This window comes from Bacillus sp. FJAT-27916, assembly GCF_001183965.1.
Lineage (GTDB): Bacteria > Bacillota > Bacilli > Bacillales > Pradoshiaceae > Pradoshia.
Map to the genome: position 1 here is coordinate 1292061 of NZ_LFZV01000001.1, position 22431 is coordinate 1314491.

Sequence of the window (22431 nt, forward strand, 5' to 3'; positions counted from 1 at the left end):
TGATGAATAAAGAAATAGTTTCTTTTATATATATTGTGGACAATGGAAGATAAGGAATAAGTTATTATATTAAATAATAACTTGTTATCTATATGTATTTTAGTCGGATGATTAGAAAATTACTAGAGAAGGACATGAATAAATAATGGTAAATTTGTGACAGGATGCAAATTTGTCACAAATCAAAATATTGGTGTTCAGACACCCATAAAGTGAATATTTGTCTAAATTTTGTCCGTCTATAGTCATGGTCTTTTTTCTGCATGTATGTCTATTCACACAGATATCCTAGAAAGGATATTAGATGGGAAGCTATAAGAGGAAATGAAGTTATCATGCAGCCTTTTATTATGCAAGAATTATATTTAGGTATGAAAAAAGCAAAGACACAGACTCCGTGTTCTTTGCTTTCATCCAGGTTTAGTTATACATGAACTAATTTAAAGCCTTTTTCCTTACAAGCATATCGAATCGCTTGGCGGAAGGTCGCAAATGTTTCTGTTGGAATCGATGTGCCTTGTCCAATAATCTGTTGCACGAACTTAGCTGAAAGTCCAGAATAGATCACTGTTGTTCCAATAAAATTTAAAGAACGGCAAATCGTTTCAAGCTCCATTGTAATGCTGTCATCATCCAAGACAGTCATACCGGTGAAATCAATGATTAGATAGCTGGCTAGTCTATTGGCGCTCTCAAACAGGGCAATCTCCTTAATCTTGTCTAAACGATTTCTTGTCATCGTTCCGGTAATCGGCATAAGAATCACATCATCTAGGATGGTCTGGATAACAGGAGCGTATAATTCCTCAAGCAGAGCATATCCTTTATGCAGCTCCTCCTCATAATCGGTAATATCCTTCCAGGTGATGATATAGATCGACTGGTTAAGCCCGTTTTTCCATCTGTTGACGGTCATATTAGCCGCCCACTTATGATAGAGGGTGATTTTCGCTTCAACCGGAAAGATACCTGCTTCTATGGCTGCCTTAAGAGCTTGGCCTTCATTAGGGTCTAGATCGCAAATGCTTTTGCCGATATATTCTTCCTTGCTTGAAAGTCCGGTAAAGGGTTCCAGTTTTTTTATGAGATGGTTAGAATAATCATTGAGCAAGATGATTTGATACTGTTCGTCACAAATAAAAAGGTTCTCTCCGATAGCATTTAAGAGAGATATTTGAGCTTGGTCTAATATAGAATCCATTCTATTCTCCTTGGGTTGAGTCTGGCCTTGTAACCTTATTATTATAAAAGATTTGTCAAAAATTTCAAATTAAAGATGCTAAATGGTTCGTAATTTATAGGAACTAACACGCATTCTTTATTAGGAAAGAAGGTAAATGGGATGAAAGAGAGAAATAATAGGAATGACGGACGATAATCTATTTCAGAAGAAGGTCCATTGCCATAATTAAAATGATACTCAACTCAGTAGAAAAGTTGTATACTGAAAATTATGAAAAGATTAGGAGGACATGGCATGAGCTATTCATTAAAATGGGATCTTGAAGGGATTTTCCCAGGAGGTTCCCAATCAGCTGAGCTTGCAGCAAAATTAGAGAGAATGCATGAATCAATAGCGGTATATAAGGACGAGGTGAAGAATTTCAGTCCGATAAAGGAAATGCAGGAGATGGGTCAGCTAGTCCGTATACTTGAGCAGACAGAGGAGATTGAGAAGGCTGTTTCTCAAGTGGTTGCTTTCTTGGAATGTCTTACCGCACAGGATGTTCATGATACGAAAGCCGACCAATTGAACGGGGAAGCCTATTCCTTGATTAGTGAGTTCCAAACGGCTTTTACTGGTTTTACCATTAAATTAGTCGATATTGATGACGCTTTATGGGGAGAGCTTTTGAAAGACCCGTCCCTTTCAGAGATTGCCTTTTACTTGAATGAAAAGCGTGAGCAAGGGAAGGAACGTTTATCCGAAGCAGAAGAAGCGCTGATTAATTCATTGAAAGTGGATGGTTACATAGGATGGAGTACGCATTATGACTCACTCGTTAAAACAATCGAGATACCTTACACAGATAAGGATGGGAGAGAGGTCCTTCTATCTGCTGGTCAGGCATTCAATAAGATGATGGATGACCCAGATCCTGAGGTCCGCAAAGAACTGTTTGTGAAATGGGAAAAGGCGTGGCATGAGAAAGCTCCTTTATTCGCAGATACATTGAACCATTTGGGCGGCTTCCGCCTGGCGGATTATAAAGCCCATGGCGTTACCGATTTCATGAAGGAGCCGCTCCAGTATAACCGTATGAAAAAAGAAACGCTTGATGTGATGTGGGATGTCATAGCTAAGAATAAACAGCCATTTGTTGATTTCCTCAACCGAAAGGCCCAAATCTTCGGTAAAGAGAAGCTTAGTTGGGTTGATGTCGATGCACCGATTGTAACGACTGAGCCAAAGCATTATTCCTACGATGAAGGGGCTAAATTTATCATCGACAATTTCTCCAAGTTTGGTGTTGAGCTTCCAAAATTTGCGGAGCAGGCATTTGAGAACGCTTGGATTGAAGCAGAGGACCGTTCAGGAAAACGTCCAGGAGGCTTTTGTACAAGCTTCCCAGAAACGAATGAATCCCGTATATTCATGACCTATGCTGGTTCTCCGAGTGGTGTCGCAACACTTGCGCATGAGCTTGGCCATGCTTTCCATAGCCATGTACTTAATGAGAAGCCATTCTTTAATACCGAATATGCGATGAATGTTGCTGAGACAGCCTCTACCTTTGCTGAGCAAATCTGCTCTGATGCAAGCGTACGAGCAGCAGAATCAGATGCTGAGAAAATCACTTTGCTTGATACGAAGATTCAAAATGCCATTGCGATGTTCATGAATATTCATGCCCGCTATATTTTTGAAACGAACTTCTATAAAGAACGTCAAAAGGGCCTCGTCTCAGCTGAACGCCTGGATGAACTGATGGAGGCAGCACAGAAGGAATCCTACAAGGATGCCTTGAGTGAATATCACCCAAGCTTCTGGGCAAGTAAATTGCATTTCTATATCGCAGAAGTGCCGTTCTATAATTTCCCGTATACCTTCGGCTATTTATTCAGCCTGGGCATCTACCATCTATCCTTGAAGGAAGGGAAAGCCTTTGAGGAGAAATACATTGCCCTCCTTCAGGATACAGCGGCAATGACCACAGAGGAATTGGCGATGAAACATCTTGGTGTAGACTTGACTAAGCCTGATTTCTGGCAGGCAGGTGTTGACCTCGCTATTGCCGATGTTCAAGAATTCCTTGATTTAACGAAATAATATGTATAAACATGGAAGAGGCATGGCTGTTGAGGGCAGTGATGCCTCTTTCTCATACTATAAAGAAGTGAGACAGAAAAGAGGGAAGATAGATGGAAATAAGGCCATCACGGTATGAGGATTATGAACAGTTAGTCGAACTAGAGAATAGCATCTGGAATGATGAGAATACGCCAATGGTCATTGAATGGGAATCACCGGATGAATATGCGGAGCAGGCTCCACCTGGAAGTCTATTTGTCGCTATCGAAAAGGGGAGGGTGGCGGGCTATATTTCCTTGAAGAACCCAACAATGCTTGAGGCAAATCAGCATGTGTGGGAGCTCGCCATTGGGGTTCATCCGGATTTCTGGCGTTCTGGCACTGGCAGCAAGCTCCTAGCTTATGTAGAGGAAAGGGCACTGCTAATGGATATCCATAAAATATGTCTCCGTGTTCTTTCCACGAATAAGCGGGCCATTGCTTTTTATGAGAAAAATGGGTACTTGCATCAAGGCAGGCTGGTGAATGAGTTTTTCATTGGCGGGAAATATGTGGATGATTGTTTAATGTATAAGCTATTAGGCTAGAAAAAAGGCTCCCGTTCAAGGGAGTCCTTTTTGTCGCATTCTCTTATTTATCATAGAGTCGTTTGTAGCAATCGAAATATTTCTTATAATAACTGTTTGATGTGCTGGTAATGCGAACGCCTTGATTATCGGCGTGGATGAACTCGTTATTGCCAAGATAGATTCCTAAATGGGAAATGCCAGGCTTATAGGTGCCGGAGAAGAAAATGATATCCCCAGGTTTCGGTGTATTAACGTAATATGAGCGGTCATAATACCCTTGTGCTGAATAGCGGCTTATGCTGTAGCCAGCCTTATTCAACACATAATATATGAACCCGCTGCAGTCTACACCGGATGCGGAGGATCCGCCCCACACATATTTCGTACCAATCATGCTTTTGGCAATCGAGATTAGTGATGATGTAAATGCCGAATTGCCAATCGTTTGCTGAGCCGTTGTTGAGCCGCTTGAAGGCTTTGAAACGGATGACATGGAATCGGTTGATGTTGAAAGCTTTAATTTCTGGCCTATATAGATGATATCAGAGCTAAGACCATTTTGTGACTTGATTTGTGAAACAGTCAATTTGTACTTTTTGGCGATGGCAGACAATGTGTCACCGCTCTTGACTGTATAAGTAGCCGGTGTCGCAGCTGAACTCGAAGAAGTGCTCGATGAGCTGCCTGATGAACCGCCTGAAGTGGTCGTTGAAGCGCTCTTTTTTACCTTTAGCACCTCATTAGGATAAATCAGCGTTTTGGTCTTGTTGTTCCATGACATCAATTGCGATACAGATACGTTATACTTCTTGGCAATTGCGGATAGAGTATCACCTGATTTAACCGTATAGGTGCCGGAAGATGATGTGCTGCTTGTACCAGAAGAGCTGTTTGTATTGGGTGCTGACGAAGCGCTCTTCGATACGATTAATACTTGCTTTGGATAAATAATAGAGCCAGAAATATCATTCCAGCTTTTTAGATTGCTGACAGTTGTTGAATGTTTCTTGGCAATCTCGTATAGGGTGTCCCCGGCTTTTACCGTGTACGTTGTGTTGCTGGAACTGCTCGAACTGCTCGATGTGGAAGAGCTAGTTGCAGAGCTTGTGCCGATCGTTAGTTTTTGGTTCGGATAGATTACCGTTGATTTGAGATTATTCCACTGCATGATTTTTGACACAGTTGTATTGTATTTGCCGGCAATCGCTGAAAGTGTATCCCCTTTTTTGACCGTGTATGATGTCGAAGCCTGTGCTTCATCTGCAAAGGCTGTCGTCATCAATGCTGCGGCAGCAAAGGTTACAGCTTTCATATACCTCATGTTATCCACTCCTTTCTGATTCCATATAATTATACTAACATATCAAAAAATCTGATTAAAGAAATAATAATCAAGTGTTGGCTAATTAAAGTGGTGATTAAAATTATCTTTACATAACAAAAAGAACGATTCCTTATTGATAAGGAATCGTTCAGGCAAGACATTATGCTACATCTTTGATTTCTGCGTTCTTCTTCCAGAATCCAAGCATGATTGCCGTAATCGCAGAACCGATTAGGATGGCAAGTAAATACATGAATGGACGGTCGATTAACGCGATAACGAATAATCCGCCATGCGGAGCAGGTGTTGAGCATCCGAATGCTGCAGATAGGGCACCAGCCGTTGCTGCACCGACTACAGAGCTGACGATGACACGAATTGGGTCAGCTGCTGCGAATGGAATGGCACCTTCTGTAATGAATGAAGCACCCATAACATAGTTCGTAAGACCAGAATCACGTTCTTGTTTTGAATATTTATGTTTGAAGAAGGTTGTAGACAAGGCAATGCCAAGTGGTGGAACCATACCGCCAGCCATGATTGCTGCGTGAGGTACACCATTTCCGGCTGCAATTGCTGCGATACCGAATGTGAAGGCCGCTTTGTTGATTGGACCTCCCATATCGACTGCCATCATACCGCCGACAATTAAGCCTAGGACAATGGCATTTGCACCGCTTAATGTTTCAAGCCAATTGGTTAAAGCATTGTTTAAGAATACAACAGGTTCATTAATAACGAATACCATAATCAAGCCTGTAATTAAGAGGCTGAATAATGGGTAAAGCAAGACAGGTTTAAGTCCTTCTAGTGAAGCAGGGAGCCAGTTAAGACTTTTCTTAACACCGAGAGTTACATAACCAGCAAGGAAACCGGCAATCAAACCGCCAAGGAAACCAGCGCCGGCTGTTGCAGCCAATAAACCGCCTACCATACCAGGCATGAAACCAGGACGGTCTGCAATGGAGCTCGCGATGAAACCAGCAAGCACGGGCACCAATAGGAAGAATGCACCGTTTGTACCGCCGCCAATAGAATTTAAGGCAGCTGCGAAAGCATTATAATCAGCAGAAGTTGGATCGGCTGAGTTAATACCGAATAGGAATGAGATGGCAATTAAGAGACCGCCGCCGACAACGAATGGAAGCATGTTGCTGACACCGCTCATTAAGTGCTTGTAGATTTGTGAGCCGATGCTTGTTTTCTCTTCATTGTTGCTTGTATCTTGTGCAGCGCCGCCCTGTGCTTTATAAACAGGTGCGTCTTGGTTCAGCGCACGGTTGATTAATTCTTCCGGCTTGCGGATACCTTGGGCAACCGGAACTTGGATGACATGCTTGCCGTCAAAGCGGTTCATTTCAACTTGTTTGTCAGCTGCAACGATAATGCCGCTCGCTTTTTGAATGTCTTCATCTGTTAATGGGTTTTTGATACCAGTAGATCCGTTTGTCTCTACTTTAATGTTTACGCCCATTTCTTTTGCTTTCGCTTTAAGAGCGTCTGCAGCCATGTATGTGTGCGCAATCCCTGTCGGACAAGCTGTTACGGCAAGTACATAGCCTTCAGCCTCCGCTTCAGCAGCATCTGGAGCTGGCTGATCTGCAGATTCTTCTCCTTCAAGCTCTGCTTGTTTTTTGTCAATGATAGAGAGGACTTCCTCTTCAGTGCCGGCATTTAAGATTGCTTGACGGAAATCATCATACATCAACATGGATGATAGCTTGGATAAGGTATCTAAGTGTGTATTGTTAGCGCCTGCAGGAGCAGCAATCATGAAGAATAATTTAGCCGGCTGTCCGTCTAAAGATTCATAATCGATACCGTCTTTGGCACGTCCAAAGCAAAGTGCTGCATTTTTAACTGCCTCAGATTTCGCGTGAGGAATGGCAATTCCCTCTCCGATACCGGTTGTGCTTTGTTCTTCACGTTTAATGATGGCTTGTTTATATCCTTCGCGGTCAGATAATCTGCCAGCCTCGTCAAGCTTGTTTACAAGCTCTTCAATTACTTCTTGTTTATTGGATGAAGAAAGATTGAGAATCATCGTATCTTTCTTTAACAAATCTGTAATTTTCATGTTGTCACTTCCTTATAATTTTGTAATTTGTACTTGCGGCAGCAAGGTGTCGATGTCCTGCTTTTCAGCAAGGTCATAGTTGAAGGCAGTTGCACTGCCAGATGCCACGCCGTATTGAAATGCTTGCAGCATATCGTGTGTTTGGTCCCATTTCCCGATAAATCCGGCAACAAGGGAATCACCAGCACCTGTTGAGTTCTTCACAGTACCCTTTGGTATCGTTGCTGTGTATACGCCTTCTTTATTAATAAGAAGAGCGCCCTCACCAGCCATGGAAACAATCACATTCTGTGCACCTTGTTCAACAAGGATTTTGCCGTAATGAATCGCATCTTCCACTGTTTCTGTTTTCGTGTCAAACAGTTCGCCAAGCTCATGGTGATTCGGCTTCACAAGGAATGGGTTCTCTTTAACTACATCCAGAAGTGCCTTTCCACTTGCATCAACAACAACTTGAATGCCTCGAGCAGCGAATTCCTTCGTCAAATCCCGGTATAAATCCTTCGAGAGGGAAGGAGGGATGCTGCCTGAAAGAACAAGAATATCGCCTTCTTTCATCCCTTCAAGCTGTTTAAGCAGTTCATCCATTTTGTCTGCGCTGATGGCTGGTCCAAGACCGTTGATTTCTGTTTCATCACCAGTCTTCAATTTTATATTGATGCGGGAGTCTTCCTCTACTTGGATGAAGTTCTCCTTAATGTCTTCTTTCTTCAAAGCATCAAGAATGAATCCGCCAGGGAAACCGCCGCTAAACCCAAGTGCTGTATTATCTACTCCAATACGCTTTAGGATACGAGAAACGTTAATGCCCTTTCCGCCTGGATATTTCGCTTCCTTGCTCATTCTGTTTAACCCATCAAGTTGAAAGTTTTCCACCTCTACGATGAAATCAACGGACGGATTTAGTGTTACGGTATAGATCATGGTTTCACTACCTTTATAGTCGTTTTCATTTTATATTTTGCTTCTTTGTCAGAATCTATCCCAGCAGTAATAATTGTTGCCTGATAAAGTTCTGCCACTTTTGAAAATGATGTCTCTCCGAATTTGCTGATATCTGCCAGAACATAGCTTTCCTTCCCCAAATCAATGGCCGATCTTTTCAAGATCGCCTCCTCAGGGTCCGGCGTGCTATAGCCCCATTCCGGATGGATGCCATTCATGCCGAGAAAGCATTTGTCGAAACGATAATTAGCTAAGTTTTGGATGGCTTGGCTGCCTATTAAGGCATTGGTGGATTTTTTTATCCGGCCGCCAATTAAGTAAGTGATAATATCACTGTCCTTGAGAGCTTCAGCTTGCTGTATTCCATTTGTAACAACCGTAATGGCTTTTTCTTTAATATAAGAAATCATTTCGAGCGTTGTTGTACCTGCATCAAGATAAATGCAGTCTCCATCTTCAATCAAGCTTGCCGCAAACTTTGCGATGGCTTTCTTTTCAAGTTGATGGCTTGTCGACTTCTCTGAAATCGTCAGCTCTCTCCCACGCTTTCTCACTACCTCAGCGCCTCCGTGAACCCGCTTAAGTAAATGCATGTCCTCAAGCTGGCTTAAATCACGGCGAATGGTTGATTCTGATGTATTCAAGTCCTTGACAAGCTCCTGTATCTTCACAAATCCATCTTGCTTAATCTTTTCGATAATGTATTGTTGCCTTTCAGGTGTCAGCAAGTAACCACCTCCTAGTGTTACTATAAGGATATCGCTTTCAAAAATCAATCATTTTCTTCCTAAAACGGTCAAAAGTTATCAAAAACTATCACCACATCAACCTTAGGTAAATTCTCCCACCAACCAGCAGTGAATATGCAAAACGTATAAAATGGAAAATTATGCTATGATAAATGAAGGAGAAACTAAGGGGTGATTATTTGAAAAAGATTATCCTATTCGACGGAGTCTGCCATTTTTGCGACAAAAGCGTCCAATTTATCATAAAACATGATCCAGCAGGCAACTTTTCATTTGCCTCCCTGCAAAGCGAAAAAGGAATCCAATTAAAAAAGGATTATCACATACCAGAGGAACTGGATAGCATCATTCTCATTGAAGGCAATCGATATCATTCAAAATCTGCCGCAGCCTTAAAGATCGCCAGAGAATTAAAAGGCGGATGGAAGCTGCTTTATGCCTTCATTTTCATACCTCGCCCCATAAGAGATACTGTTTATGACCTCATTGCCCGCAACCGAATAAAATGGTTTGGCGAAAAAGCAGACTGCGAGCTGCCACCGCCAGATGTACGAAAACGTTTCTTATGATGAAAGCTTCCTTTGATGAGTGGAAGCTTATTTGTTTTAGATAAAGAAGGAAAGGGATGGGCGAAAGGTGGGAGAAGCCAGGCGATGCCCATGCTAGTCCCATGCTTCATGTAGGTAGAGTGGGAAAAGGGTGGGCGAAAGGTTGGAAAAGCCAGGCAATGCCCATGCTAGTCCCATGCTTCATGTAGGTAGAGTGGGAAAAGGGTGGGCGAAAGGTGGGAGAAGCCAGGCAATGCCCATGCTAGTCCCATGCTTCATGTAGGAAGAGTGGGAAAAGGATGGACGAAAGGTGGGAGAAGCCAGGCAATGCCCATGCTTATCCCATGCTTCATGTAGGTAAGGTGGGAAAAGGGTGGGCGAAAGGTGGGAGAAGCCAGGCAATGCCCATGCTAGTCCCATGCTTCATGTAGGAAGAGTGGGGAAAGGGTGGACGAAAGGTGGGAAAAGCCAGGCAATGCCCATGCTAGTCCCATGCTTCATGTAGGTAGGGTGGGCAAAGGGTGGACGAAAGGTGGGGGAAGCCAGGCAATACCCATGCTAGTCCCATGCTTTATGTAGGTAGAGTGGGGAAAGGGTGGACGAAAGGTGGGGGAAGCCAGGCAATACCCATGCTAGTCCCATGCTTCATGTAGGTAGAGTGGGAAAAGGATGGACGAAAGGTGGGAGAAGCCAGGCAATGCCCATGCTAGTCCCATGTTTCATGTAGGTAGAGTGGGCAAAGGGTGGACGAAAGGTGGGAGAAGCTAGGCAATACCCATGCTAGTCCCATGCTTCATGTAGGTAGAGTGGGCAAAGGGTGGGCGAAAGGTGGGAGAAGCCAGGCAATGCCCATGCTTATCCCATGCTTCATGTAGGTAGAGTGGGCATCGACAGAGCCGGCCCATCCTGCCCCCGATCAACCCGCCAAAAAAAAACGGTCCAAGCCCACCAATTAAGTGGACTTAGACCGTTTCAACCGAGACGGTAATCCCGTCAGTCAGATTGCTGGATTAGAGAATACCTTCCAGCAAAATGACGCGGGATGGCGCTGCATCAATGCCGACTAATTTCAAAGGTGCGGCTACCATGAAGTATTCGCCTGCTGGTACATCTTTTAGGCGAAGGCCTTCAATAACAATAATGTCGTTGGCAAATAATGTTCTGTGAGTTGGATGTCCTGGCTGAGCGCGTTCAACGCCAAGACCATCGATGCCAACACCTTCAATGCCGATTTCGGATACATATTTTGCTCCGCTTTCGCCAAGGGCGATAAAGTCAAAATTGAATTCTTCGTCAAAGGAGTTTTTGGTTTTAAATAGAAGGAAGTCGTCTTTTTCGATTCCGTGTCCTTCTAGATCTTCTTTTTCAATTAGTCCTTCTACTTCTGTTAGGTCAATGACTTTACATTTTCTGACTAATCTTTCCAGGCCGATTGTTTCAATAGTGTCGCCGTCATTAATCATGTGAAGAGGGGCATCTGTGTGTGTGCCGACATGGGCGTCAAGTGTGATGCGGGACTCTGTTACATGGCCGTTTGTGACTGTATTGAAGGAAGGCTGTTTGTCTTCGATGTTTTTATATACAGGCATTCCTTTGTAAATTGGCATAGATACGTCGTAAATTTTCACTGTCAAAACTCCTTCATGCAATTTATTTGTCTGTTTCTTCAACGACCGGCCACCAGTGGAAGCCGTCTTTTGCGAGCAATTCATCGGCACTTAGTGGACCCATTGAACCGGATGGATAGTTAGGGAAGCAGGCAGCTGGTTCCCTTTCCCAAGAACGGGAGATGACGTCCGTGTATTTCCAGGATAGGGCAACCTCATCCCAATGGGAGAAGTTTGTTGCGTCTCCGCGCATAGCGTCAAAGAGCAGGCGCTCATAGGCTTCCGGCGTATTGAATCTATCATACTTGGAAGTTAGGAAATTCAATTGAACAGGTGTTTTCCCGCCTTTTTTCGCATTCAGATGAAGGGTGATGCCTTCTTCCGGCTGGATGTTAATGACGAGCAGGTTCGGGTTTAATTTCTCTTCGGTACGGTAGAACAGGTTCATTGGGACATCCTTAAATTGTACGACGATTTGGGTGGATTTTTCTCCAAGTCGTTTTCCTGTACGGATGTAGAATGGAACACCAGCCCAGCGGAAGTTATCAAATAATAGTTTTCCGGCAACAAATGTTTCTGTGTTGGAGTTATCTGCAACCATGTTTTCTTCCCTGTAGCTTGGTACAAGCTTGCCGTCCATTTCGCCTGCTCCATATTGACCGCGGACGAAATAATCATCCACTTCGTCATCTTTAATCGGTTTGAGTGCACGCAGCACTTTTACCTTTTCGCTTCTGATTTCATCAGTTGAAAGCTTAATTGGCGGTTCCATTGCGAGCAGGGATACGATTTGCATGATATGGTTTTGAACCATGTCGCGCAAAGCGCCGCTGTTTTCATAATATCTTCCGCGGTCCTCGACGCCGAGGGTTTCCGTAGAGGTGATTTGGATATTGGCTATGTAATGATTATTCCATAGCGGTTCAAAGAAGGCATTCGCGAAACGGATGACTTCGATGTTTTGGACCATTTCTTTTCCGAGATAATGGTCAATCCGGTAGATTTCGTCTTCTGCAAAGGATTTGCGCAATTGGTCATTCAATTCCTTAGCGGATTCAAAATCATGTCCGAATGGTTTTTCAATGACTAGGCGTTTATAGCCGGATGTTTCAGTCAGACCGTCCTCTTTCAGGCGGGTAGCTATGGAACCGAAATATTCTGGTGCCATGGCCAGGTAGAATAGGCGGTTTCCTTTTAAGTTATATTGAGTATCAAGAGTGTCAGCTAATTTTTTTAAATCATTGAATGATGCATCTTTTTGGCTGACATCTAGGGATTGGTAATAAAAAAGCTTGGTAAATTCTTGTTTTTCTTCCGCAGGGCCATGTTCATTCATGATGGAATCGGAGATGTGCTGCTTAAGGCGTTCCGTTGTCCATTCACGTCTTCCGATGCCGATACAAGCAAAGTTCTCTGAGAGTCTTCCTTTTGTATAGAGGCGATAAAGTGATGGGAATAATTTACGCTGAGCTAAATCACCAGTTGCCCCAAAGATCATAAGCAATCCCGATTGTTTAGTAATAGTGGGCATATTCAGAACCTCTCTTTGTTTTCCTTATTTACGATATACTATTTTATATCTTGCTAAAATGATTAGCAATGAAATTGGTTTAGTGTAAATACTCTTTTTTAGTTTACATCGTATGTGAGTGAATGCAAAATATTTTCTATTTATATTATACAGGAAAAATAAGTTATGGAAGACTCAGCAATGGCTGAAAAATAAGCCGGAATGCGGTAAAATGAGTATATTGAATGTAGTTGGAGGAATGGGAGCTTGGAATTTGTATTTCTAGGAACAGGAGCGGGCATACCCGCTAAGCAGCGCAATGTCTCATCAATCGTTTTGCAGATGAATGAAGAGAGAGCCGCTAGCTGGATGTTTGATTGCGGGGAAGCGACCCAGCATCAAATATTGAAGACATCCGTAAAGACAAGGAAAATAGAGAAGATTTTTATTACCCATTTGCATGGGGACCATATATATGGCTTGCCGGGACTGCTTGGGAGCCGGTCATTCCAGGGCGGTACAGAACCACTGACAGTGTATGGGCCTGCCGGTATCAAGGAATATATTGAAACATCTCTGCGCCTTAGCCAGACCCACTTGAAGTATTCGCTTTCCTATGTAGAGATTGGGGAGGAGTCCGTCCTTTTTGAGGATGAGGCTTTTCGCGTTGAAGCTCTACCGCTTGATCATGCGGTGCTGAGCTATGGGTACCGGATTACGGAAAAGGACAAGCCTGGTGAGCTCAATGCTGCTTTGTTAATGGAAGAAAATATCCCGCCAGGTCCCTTATATAGCCGTATTAAAAAGAAAGAAATGGTTGAGTTACCTGACGGACGAGTCATTAATGGTGCTGATTATGTAGGACCGCCAAAAGAGGGCCGAATTATTACGATACTTGGAGATACAAGACCATGTGAAAATACACTGCGCTTAGCAGAGGGGGCAGACTGCCTTGTGCATGAGGCGACCTTCAAGAAAGGGCAAGAGGAGATGGCGAGGGATTATTTCCATTCGACCACTGTCCAGGCAGCGGAATGCGCGAAGGAAGCTGGAGCGAAAAGGCTCATCTTAACGCATATCAGCTCCCGTTTTACGGAAGATGATGCGGTTGAACTTCAGGCTGAGGCGAGAGCGGTTTTTCCGGAGACGGAAATCGCCCATGATCTTGCTCTCATTAAGATATGAGAAAAGAGCTGGGACATACCTAAATTTGCTGTGTGCAAAGCCGAATGGTGTATGGAATTTTAAAAAGCTGAACTATTATTACTCATGCTTAAATAGCATTTAATAATAGTTCGGCTTTTTTAGTTGCTGTTTCCTTTTGTCCCAGCCTCTTTCTTCATCTAATTAGGAGTCACTCTGCATATGAGGCTTCTATTCTTTCGCTCATCGATAAAGCGGCTCCTAATCTCATCCGTCGTACAGTTCTTGTCATGGAGTCATAAGGAATCCTTCTCTTGAGGGCCATTCTTGTTTAAAAGACAGTCCGCCTGAACCCAAGCAGGAATCCTGATGAGAGGACGAACAAGGCAGGCAAAGATGACATCTATTTTGGCTGTTTCACTTAAAAGGAGGGAGCAGGAAAAAGCCGGCTAGTACAGTGACCTAAAATGGATAATCGACCTGAAAACCACCTTGCTCTCTCTTTTGGTATTACATGATCTCACTTCATTAAATGATACGGCACAATGGTTATGATCAAGTTCTTACGATATAGCAGGTTTGCCCTGATCATAAAGCTGGATTGATTATGCAGGAAGTTATGCCAGCCTTTTTTTGGGATGAACTGCGGGAATATGACCGTTACTTGGAAATTGGCCTCCCTGGCTTTTTTCTCGACAATATTGATAAATTTATTCAGCGGCTGGATGATACTCCGATATGGTGAATATAAGGTAACAAGCTTCACATCTGGCTGCCAGGACTCCCATTTCTTTTCGAATGCCTTGATATCCTCCTTCTCAAATGCCACATAAACGGCTATCAGCCGATCTGGGGAGAGGGAGCGGGCATATTTCAAGGAATTATCCACCACACGTGTGATGCCGGATACCGGGACAATGATGACATTCCCATCCGGCGGCAATGCCTCGGTTTCCTTCGTGATTTTGAGCTGTTCACCGACTGCGATATAATGCTTGCGGATTTGGTGGAACACCCAAACGACAATCGGAAGGAAGATAAGCACTGGCCAAACCTGCTGGAATTTGGTCAAGAAGAACATCATCATGACAATGAAACAAATGATGGCACCGGCTGTATTGATTGCTAACTTCGAACGCCAGCCCCCTGGTTTCTCCTTCAGCCATTTTCTCATCATCCCGGCCTGGGCAAGGGTGAAGGGAATGAATACTCCGACAGCATAAAGCGGGATGAGATGCTCGGTGTGAACTTGAAAAGCAATAATCAAGATACTTGCTGTTACGCCTAGAAAGATGATCCCGTTTGAATACCCGAGTCGGTCGCCTCGCATCCGAAACATCCTTGGCAGGAATTGATCATTCGTTAAGTTAACCGCCAGCAACGGGAAGGCTGAGTAGCCTGTATTAGCCGCAAGTACAAGAATGAGGGCGGTTGTTCCTTGAATGAAGTAGTAAAAACCTCCTCTTGCGAATATTTCCGCGGCTACCTGAGAGACAACGGTCTCCTTCAATGCGGGAGCTGCTCCGTAATAATAACTAATGAAGACAATTCCTGAGAAAAGGAGTGCCAATAAGATTCCCATATAGGACAAGGTCTTTGCGGCATTCACCGGCTCCGGATGCTTGAAGTTCGGTATCGCATTCGAGATGGCCTCAACCCCTGTTAATGCAGAGCTTCCGGAAGCAAATGCCCTGAGCAGCAGAAAGAGCGTGATCCCTGTCACAGGTGCTCCCATTGGCGCATGAGCGGCAGGGGATACATCACCTGCTGCGATATGATATAGGCCCGCGGCAATCATGATAAATACAGCGAAAATAAATAAGTACACGGGATAGGCCAGAATAGAGGCTGACTCATTTAATCCCCGCAAATTCAGCACTGTTAACAAAAACACAAGTCCGACGGCTAAATAGACCCTGTAATCATAGAGTGCAGGAATAGCAGATGTAATCGCATCTGTTCCTGCTGATACACTGACAGCTACGGTCAAAATATAATCAATGAACAACGAACCGCCGGCAATCAGACCGGGATTCATCCCTAGGTTTTCCTTTGATACCATATAGGCGCCGCCGCCATGCGGATAGGCATATATAATTTGCCGGTATGAAAGGATGATGATAGCAAGCAGGATGACCACTCCAGCCGCAATCGGGATTGAATACCAGAACGCCGCCATTCCGATGGTCATTAAGACAATCAGGATTTGCTCTGGTCCGTATGCCACAGATGAGAGAGCATCCGATGATAGGATGGCCAGTGCCTTGGTTTTATTCAATCTTTGTTCAGATAATTGAGTTGATTTTAATGGTTTACCGATCAGTCTTCTTTTCAGCGAATAATAAAACATATTCATCACCTTGCCTGTTTAGTTTCGTGAATAAACAGACATTTTCTTCGAAAGGAATAAACCTTTGGAATAAAAAATGCCTGCAAGTCCAATGAGAAATAGACTTGCAGACACCTAGGATGTTAGTCTTGGCATCACAAGTTCCACCTTCCTTCTCAAATAACGCTTACGAGGTTAGCTGACGGATTCGGGCCATGAGTAGCCCTACCTTTTAATAAGGATTCACCCCAAGAAACATTTGGGTCCCCCGCACCATACGGTCTCAGCGATTTAGAAAATCTGAAACTGAAAATTATCATACTCCCATAAATGAAGAAAGTAAATGGGGTAAATGGCAAAAACTGAAAATAAATATTTCGACAAAAAACAGGATTGTTCATCGGCGTATGACTAAGGCATAATCAGTAAATAAGAATGCTAATATGTTAAAAAAACATCGTCTCCCTCTTAGCAGGCTTGTGAATCACTCGTGTTCAACTTCAGTCTAGTTTAAGGACGATTCTTTATGTAGCTGATAGAAAGGGAAAGTCAGATAGTTATTGATATTCTAGGAAAATGAAAAACACAAATGATAATAGAATCATTTGTGTTAAAGAGTATGATATAGTCGTTTATTCTTCCTGCGGCTCCCTAATGGCGATGAGTACCCCAATCAGAATCAAGAATGAGCCAACCCAGAAGGTCATACTGATGGTTTCTCCTAAGATTGCCCAGCCCAAAAATGTACCCACTACCGGCTGGAAGAAAAAGAAGATGCCGCCGCTTGAGGCATTGAGCATTTGCAGTCCGCGGTTCCACAAGAGGAAGGCGAGGGAGGTAGATATGATTCCTAGATAAAGGAGTCCGCCCCAAATATTTGGCTGTACCAATTCATTCAGCGAAACCTGCGGGTATCTTACAATAACAAATGGCGTTAAAACGACCACCGCAATGAGAACCGCATAGGTAGTCACGACAATCTGGGAATACCGGGTTGGCAAAAGCTTGATCAATACGGACATCAGGGCCCAAGTCAAGGCTGCGATAATGAGTGATAGTCCCCCGAGTGTGCTGGACATATCAATATCATCAATGCCGACAATGGCAATGACGCCAATGGTGGCCAAGCTGACGGATGACGCTTTTTTGAATGTTAATCGTTCTTTCAGAAGGATACTGGCGAACAGGACCATAAATGCAGGTGTCGTTGATGTGATGATGGCGCCCATTTGCGCAGTGGAAAGCATAGTCCCGGTTTCTTGCGTGAGGATGGAGAGAACATAGCCGATCAGAGAAATCGTAATGACGAGAAGAATATGTTTCTGTTTCATCTGCCACTTTTGTTTGCTCGCTAATCCAATGATAATGAGTGTGACAAGTGCGATGACATAACGCATCCAAACCAGCTCTAATGGTGGAATAACCTCTACGATATGTTTGACGACAACATACATGCCGCCCCATATACTTGAAGCTGCTGTTAAATATAATGAACCAATTAATGTTTTTTTCATTGGGTACCCTCCGTATTATTATAGGCTATCATGGCCCTTACGGAGAGAAGCAGCTCTTCTGATTCTCTCCGTTAAGAGCGGGAGAATACGGCTGGAACATCATTTTCGAATAATGGTGCTAGAAACATGTTCGTTCACTCCTTTAGTATCGTCGTTTTATTAATCCTATCAAAATGTTTGTCTGCTAATCAATTTGATTATAAAAAAAAATGGATGGAAACCATAGTCGGTCTCCATCCATTTTTATGGTTACCATCCGAATCGGTATTGAACAGGGGGCGTAATTTCGTAACGGAGTTCCTTGGCAGCATTCTTCGGCCAGTATGGATCGCGCAGAAGTTCGCGCCCAAGGAAGATAAGGTCTGCTCGGTTATTTTGGATGATTTCCTCTGCCTGTATGCCAGTTGTAATCAAGCCGACAGCACCTGTTGCGATATCAGCACCATGCTTGATGGTTTCAGAGAAAGGAACCTGATAGCCTGGATAGCTAGGAACAGGTACAGGAAGAACACCACCTGAGCTGATGTCCACCAAATCAACTCCATCCTCCTTCATCCATTTCGCATATTGGACATAATCCTCTGCTGTATAGCCATCCTTGCTGTAATCATTTGCAGAAATACGGACAAAGAGCGGCCCATCCCATACCGTTTTAACAGCTTCAATAATTTCGTGAAGGAAACGGTATTGGTTCTCTTTGGTGCCGCCGTATTCATCTGTGCGGGTATTGACGGCAGGGCTAAGGAATTCATTGATTAAATAGCCATGAGCGGCATGAATCTCAATGACCTCAAAGCCTGCTTTCTTGGCACGGACAGCTCCCTGCTTAAAGGCTTCGACCGTTTCTTTGATTTCTTCTTTCGTCATGGCCTTTGGTGTTTTATCGCCTTCTTTGAATGGAGCGGCAGAAGGGGCAATGATTTCCCCGTCAACTCCAGCTTTTCTTCCGGCATGTGCAAGCTGAATGCCAGGTACGGTTCCGTATTCTTTCATCATGGATGTCAATGTATGTAGCCCTTCAATCTGGCCATCCTCCCAGATCCCTAAATCCTGGTCGCTGATTCGGCCTTGCGGGGTGACGGATGTGGCTTCGACCACAATCAATCCAACTTGACCGACCGCTCGGCTTGTATAGTGGGCAAGATGCCAGTTATCGACTTTCCCATCCTTGTTATGGCTTGAGTACATGCACATTGGCGCCATCACAATCCGGTTTTTGAATGTGACATCCTTAATTGTATATGGTTCAAATAATAATGGTTGCTTTGATTTCATCTGAAAATCCCTCCTTGTGCCATCATTATAACAATACCCTATATAGAGATGCGATTAGTTTGTTTCCAGGGAAATGGAAGGAAGAAAAGGCTGGCAAAGCAATAGCTTATGCCAACCCCCTCTTTAAGTGGGTGTGCTACTTAGTAAACAAAAGAAGCACCAACAATTATAAGCAAAATGAACAGAACAACAATGAAAGCGAAGCTTCCCATACCGTGTCCGCCGTAAGACCCTTTACCTTCACTCATATGTGACACCTCCTTAATGGAAGAATAGGAATTAGGGAATTGTAGCTTGTTAACCCCTATTCCTGTATATAGCATATGGAGAAAGAAAGAAATCGTTTGGACAAATATGGAAGCGCGCTGCCTTTATTTCAAGATAAGGTGTTTTAGGTCTAATTTGACAGAATCCCTTGGCTGATTTTTTTTGACAGCTCTTCCCCCATTTCACTGGAACGGTGCGTGGCTTTCTTGATGCATTCAATTAGGGCTTCCTTAACCCCTTTTTCCTCTAATATGCGAATGCCGGCTTCAGTTGTGCCTCCTGGACTTGTGACCTCCTTACGAAGCGTTTGGGGTGTTTTATCAGATGTATGGACCATTTCCGCTGCACCCATCAAGGTTTGGATGATTAGTCTTTGGGCATCCTGGGGCTCGAGGCCAATCTGCTCAGCTGATTGCTGCATTGCTTCGATTAAATAATAAATATAGGCAGGACCGCTTCCTGAAAGACCGGTGACGGCATCCATCTTATCTTCTTCGGTATAAACAGCCATGCCAACAGTCCCGAAGATCTCCTTCGCCAGCTGTTTATCTTTATCTTTCACATATTCATTGCCGCAGAGAGCCGTCGCGGATTTACCGACTGCCGCAGACGTATTGGGCATCGCTCGAATAATCGGCATGTCAATTTCCACGATGGATTTAAGGCTGGCGGTGGATATGCCTGCCGCAACAGAAATCAGCAGCATGTCCTTACGTAAATATTTCTTAACCTGTGAGAGAATAGCCAGGACATCCTTTGGTTTTACGGCAATGATGACAACATCTGACCCGTTTAAGAGGGAGGAGAGGTCCCGAGACGGTGTAACGCCGTATTCTTGTTGAAGTCTTGCCAGCTGTGTGTCATTGCTGCGGTTGCTGATCCAAATATTTTCAGGGTGACTGCCTTCGCGGGCGGCCAATCCTGAGATGAGGGCCTCGGCCATAGACCCAGCCCCAAGAAATGCGATTTTCTTATCCATTCGTATGTCCTCCTTTAAAAACAATAAAAGCCTTTCATCCGTAAAGGACGAAAGGCTATTCTTCCGTGGTACCACCTTCATTTGTGAACCGAAAGAACGCAGGGATGGTTCACAACTCTATGCCTTGTAACGTTAGCGGAACGTTCAGGTTTTCCTGAAAAGCTCAAAAGGGAGGTTCAACAAGGATAGAGGGCGATGGGGCCTTGCAGCCGGGGGTCCCAATCTCTTGCGCCATAAGGCTTGTTTACTTGACCTTTATCATTGCCGATATTGTTTCATTGTACGTTATAGTTATAGGCATTATGCAAAAAACTGCGCGTAATGTCAAGGGCTGGGATATTAAATAATGGTGAATGAGTGAAAAGGATAGAATTTCGAACCAAATTATGTAAAAATAATGATAAAAACAAGTATAGGGAGAAATGCTGAGATGACACAGACAAAGGTAGCCGAAAAAATCATCCTGCCGACACCTTTTGCGGTCGGAGATGTCAATGTATTTCTGATAGAGGGCCAGAAACTAACCTTGGTTGATGCAGGCATCAAAACGAAAGAAGCTGAAAATACCCTTGAAAGCCAGTTGAATGACCGCGGCTACACCATCTCAGATATCGATCAGGTTATCTTAACCCATCACCATTCCGATCATTGCGGATTAGTGGATCTTTTTGAAGGGAAAGAGCTGCTTGGCCATGAGGATAATCAGCGTTACCTGATTAGAAGTGAAGAATTTCTCGATTGGCAGCGTGAGTATTTTACGGAAATGTCTAAGAAAATGGGTGTGCCAAAGGAATACATGAAATACGCCAATAATGTGGAATCCATGTACACTTATTCCGGCTCCAAGCCTTTGACGGGATATTTGAAAGAGGGAGACAGGATACCTGGACATGAGGATTGGATTGTCATGGAGACATTCGGACACTCGCAGGGGCATCTCTCCTTCTATCATGAAGCGACAGGCAGTCTAATTGGAGGTGACCTGCTGATTGGAAAGATTTCACCAAACCCTATTCTTGAGCCTCCGAAGAAAAAGGGGGATGAAAGGGTTAAGCCGCAGCTTCAGCTGAACGAGAGCCTGAAGCGGATTTCAAAGGAGAAGCTGAATATTGTCTACTCCGGCCATGGGGATAATATTACGGAACCCTACAGCTTAATTGAAAAGAGATTAATCATGCAGCATGAACGGGCCATGCATGTGATGAAGGATTTAATCGGCGATGGACAGAGCACGATTTTAGAGCTTGCTATACAGTTATTCCCGAAAGCGATCAGAAGGGACCCTGCTCTTGCTTTGTTTGAGACATTAGGACAGCTGGATTATTTGGAATCCATTCATAAAGTGGAGAAGCAGGATGCAGGGGGTGTGTTATATTATAGAGTAATGACCGAAGAATAAGGAAGTGGTACAGAAATGAATGAACGGATTAAAGGCAAGACCATCGCTGTCACGGGTGCTTCCGGGGGGCTAGGAATGGAGATAGCGAGGCAGGCAGCCAAGAACGGTGCGAACCTGATCTTGATGGCGAGAAGCTATGACAAGCTCTCGGCCCTTCGTGATGAATTGATGACGAAATACTCCATTAAAGCCCATGTCTATAGCCTTGATGTATCGAAGCGGGAGAAAATAGAAGAAACCTTTAAGAAAATCAAGCAAGAGGTCGGACCGATTGATATACTCGTTAATAACGCCGGTTTCGGTGTTTTTGATACGGTGCTTGAGATGGATTTGGATGAGGCAGAAGGCATGATCGAGACAAATGTGCTCGGCTTAATTACGTGCACGAAGCTTGTGCTTCCTGACATGGTGAGCCACCGCTCGGGACACATCATCAATATCGCCTCGCAGGCAGGAAAGATGGCTACGCCAAAATCAAGTGTTTATTCTGCAACGAAGCATGCTGTTCTAGGATTCACGAACTCCTTGCGCATGGAAATGCACGGCAGGCACGTATATGTAACCTCTGTTAATCCAGGGCCGATTCGGACCAATTTCTTTAACATCGCTGATAAGGAAGGAACCTACATAAAGAATATTGACCGGCTCATGATTGACCCGGTGAAGCTTGCCGGAAGAATCGTGGATGCGATGATGACAGGGAAGCGGGAGATCAATGCTCCGGGCTGGATGAATGCGGGCAGCAAAATTTACAGTCTCTTCCCACGAACCTTTGAGACATTAGGGAGAAGCCAATTTAATAAAAAGTAAAAACAACAACAGGTACATGACCATTTTATAGGGGTATGTACCTCTTTTTTTGCGGGTTATCTCGATAATAGTTGAAACCTTTTCCTGTTGTCCTTCGTAATGGAATTATAAATAAATGAATGACATGAGAGGA

General features: G+C 43.9%; 18 protein-coding genes and 1 riboswitch. Of the genes, 6 read left to right on the plus strand and 12 right to left on the minus strand.

What is annotated here, in order from left to right; genetic code table 11:
• Positions 1-424: 424 nt before the first annotated feature.
• The gene (locus AC622_RS06135; RefSeq protein ID WP_049670259.1) at positions 425-1201 is read right to left on the minus strand and encodes an STAS domain-containing protein; all 777 of its coding nucleotides are present in this window, start codon (positions 1199-1201) and stop codon (positions 425-427) included.
• Positions 1202-1477: 276 nt separating this feature from the next.
• Between AC622_RS06135 and AC622_RS06140 the strand changes: the two genes are divergently transcribed.
• Together AC622_RS06140 and AC622_RS06145 are read left to right on the plus strand one after the other, a co-directional pair.
• Positions 1478-3271 (plus strand): M3 family oligoendopeptidase, encoded by a 1794-nt coding sequence (locus tag AC622_RS06140; protein WP_049670260.1) that lies wholly within the window; start codon positions 1478-1480, stop codon positions 3269-3271.
• Between the two features lie 92 nt (positions 3272-3363).
• Positions 3364-3840, plus strand: coding sequence for a GNAT family N-acetyltransferase (locus AC622_RS06145; protein WP_049670261.1), 477 nt, complete (start codon positions 3364-3366; stop codon positions 3838-3840).
• Positions 3841-3883: 43 nt separating this feature from the next.
• Here AC622_RS06145 and AC622_RS06150 read toward each other — a convergent pair whose 3' ends face one another.
• From AC622_RS06150 to AC622_RS06165, 4 genes are all read right to left on the minus strand, one after another.
• Positions 3884-5143 (minus strand): C40 family peptidase, encoded by a 1260-nt coding sequence (locus tag AC622_RS06150; protein WP_049670262.1) that lies wholly within the window; start codon positions 5141-5143, stop codon positions 3884-3886.
• Between the two features lie 163 nt (positions 5144-5306).
• The gene (locus AC622_RS06155) at positions 5307-7223 is read right to left on the minus strand and encodes a PTS fructose transporter subunit IIABC (RefSeq protein WP_049670263.1); all 1917 of its coding nucleotides are present in this window, start codon (positions 7221-7223) and stop codon (positions 5307-5309) included.
• A gap of 12 nt (positions 7224-7235) precedes the next feature.
• The gene (gene pfkB / locus AC622_RS06160) at positions 7236-8147 is read right to left on the minus strand and encodes a 1-phosphofructokinase (RefSeq protein ID WP_049670264.1); all 912 of its coding nucleotides are present in this window, start codon (positions 8145-8147) and stop codon (positions 7236-7238) included.
• Complete coding sequence (locus AC622_RS06165) at positions 8144-8896, minus strand: DeoR/GlpR family DNA-binding transcription regulator (protein ID WP_049670265.1); 753 nt, start codon at positions 8894-8896, stop codon at positions 8144-8146. The genes pfkB and AC622_RS06165 overlap by 4 nt, the downstream gene beginning before the upstream one ends.
• Positions 8897-9096: 200 nt before the next feature.
• On the opposite strand from AC622_RS06165, the gene AC622_RS06170 reads away from it, so the two are divergent.
• Entirely contained in the window at positions 9097-9486 is a 390-nt protein-coding gene (locus AC622_RS06170) for a thiol-disulfide oxidoreductase DCC family protein (RefSeq protein WP_049670266.1), read from the plus strand.
• Between the two features lie 989 nt (positions 9487-10475).
• Here AC622_RS06170 and AC622_RS06175 read toward each other — a convergent pair.
• The gene (locus tag AC622_RS06175; protein WP_049672818.1) at positions 10476-11093 is read right to left on the minus strand and encodes a cyclase family protein; all 618 of its coding nucleotides are present in this window, start codon (positions 11091-11093) and stop codon (positions 10476-10478) included.
• A 22-nt stretch (positions 11094-11115) separates the two neighbouring features.
• The gene (gene zwf, locus AC622_RS06180; protein WP_049670267.1) at positions 11116-12603 is read right to left on the minus strand and encodes a glucose-6-phosphate dehydrogenase; all 1488 of its coding nucleotides are present in this window, start codon (positions 12601-12603) and stop codon (positions 11116-11118) included.
• 246 nt (positions 12604-12849) lie between these two features.
• Between zwf and rnz the strand changes: the two genes are divergently transcribed.
• Complete coding sequence (gene rnz / locus AC622_RS06185; RefSeq protein ID WP_049670268.1) at positions 12850-13767, plus strand: ribonuclease Z; 918 nt, start codon at positions 12850-12852, stop codon at positions 13765-13767.
• A 478-nt stretch (positions 13768-14245) separates the two neighbouring features.
• On the opposite strand, the gene AC622_RS06190 is transcribed toward rnz, so the two are convergent.
• The 5 genes from AC622_RS06190 to proC all read right to left on the minus strand — a co-directional run bounded on the left by AC622_RS06190 (position 14246) and on the right by proC (position 20089).
• Complete coding sequence (locus AC622_RS06190; RefSeq protein ID WP_049670269.1) at positions 14246-16075, minus strand: APC family permease; 1830 nt, start codon at positions 16073-16075, stop codon at positions 14246-14248.
• Positions 16076-16222: 147 nt separating this feature from the next.
• Positions 16223-16353: riboswitch (cyclic di-AMP (ydaO/yuaA leader) on the minus strand.
• A 333-nt stretch (positions 16354-16686) separates the two neighbouring features.
• On the minus strand, positions 16687-17568 hold the full coding sequence (locus AC622_RS06195; protein WP_049670270.1) for a DMT family transporter: 882 nt from the start codon (positions 17566-17568) through the stop codon (positions 16687-16689).
• A gap of 249 nt (positions 17569-17817) precedes the next feature.
• On the minus strand, positions 17818-18843 hold the full coding sequence (gene namA / locus AC622_RS06200; protein ID WP_049670271.1) for an NADPH dehydrogenase NamA: 1026 nt from the start codon (positions 18841-18843) through the stop codon (positions 17818-17820).
• 140 nt (positions 18844-18983) lie between these two features.
• Positions 18984-19091 carry a YjcZ family sporulation protein gene (locus AC622_RS20965; protein ID WP_156185570.1) on the minus strand — a complete coding sequence of 36 codons (108 nt, stop codon included), beginning with the start codon at positions 19089-19091 and terminating at the stop codon, positions 18984-18986.
• 149 nt (positions 19092-19240) lie between these two features.
• Positions 19241-20089 (minus strand): pyrroline-5-carboxylate reductase, encoded by an 849-nt coding sequence (gene proC / locus AC622_RS06205; protein ID WP_049670272.1) that lies wholly within the window; start codon positions 20087-20089, stop codon positions 19241-19243.
• 430 nt (positions 20090-20519) lie between these two features.
• On the opposite strand from proC, the gene AC622_RS06210 reads away from it, so the two are divergent.
• A complete protein-coding gene (locus AC622_RS06210) occupies positions 20520-21488 on the plus strand; it encodes an MBL fold metallo-hydrolase (RefSeq protein WP_049670273.1) in 969 nt (322 codons plus the stop codon).
• Positions 21489-21503: 15 nt separating this feature from the next.
• Complete coding sequence (locus tag AC622_RS06215) at positions 21504-22298, plus strand: SDR family NAD(P)-dependent oxidoreductase (RefSeq protein ID WP_049670274.1); 795 nt, start codon at positions 21504-21506, stop codon at positions 22296-22298.
• Positions 22299-22431 lie beyond the last annotated feature (133 nt).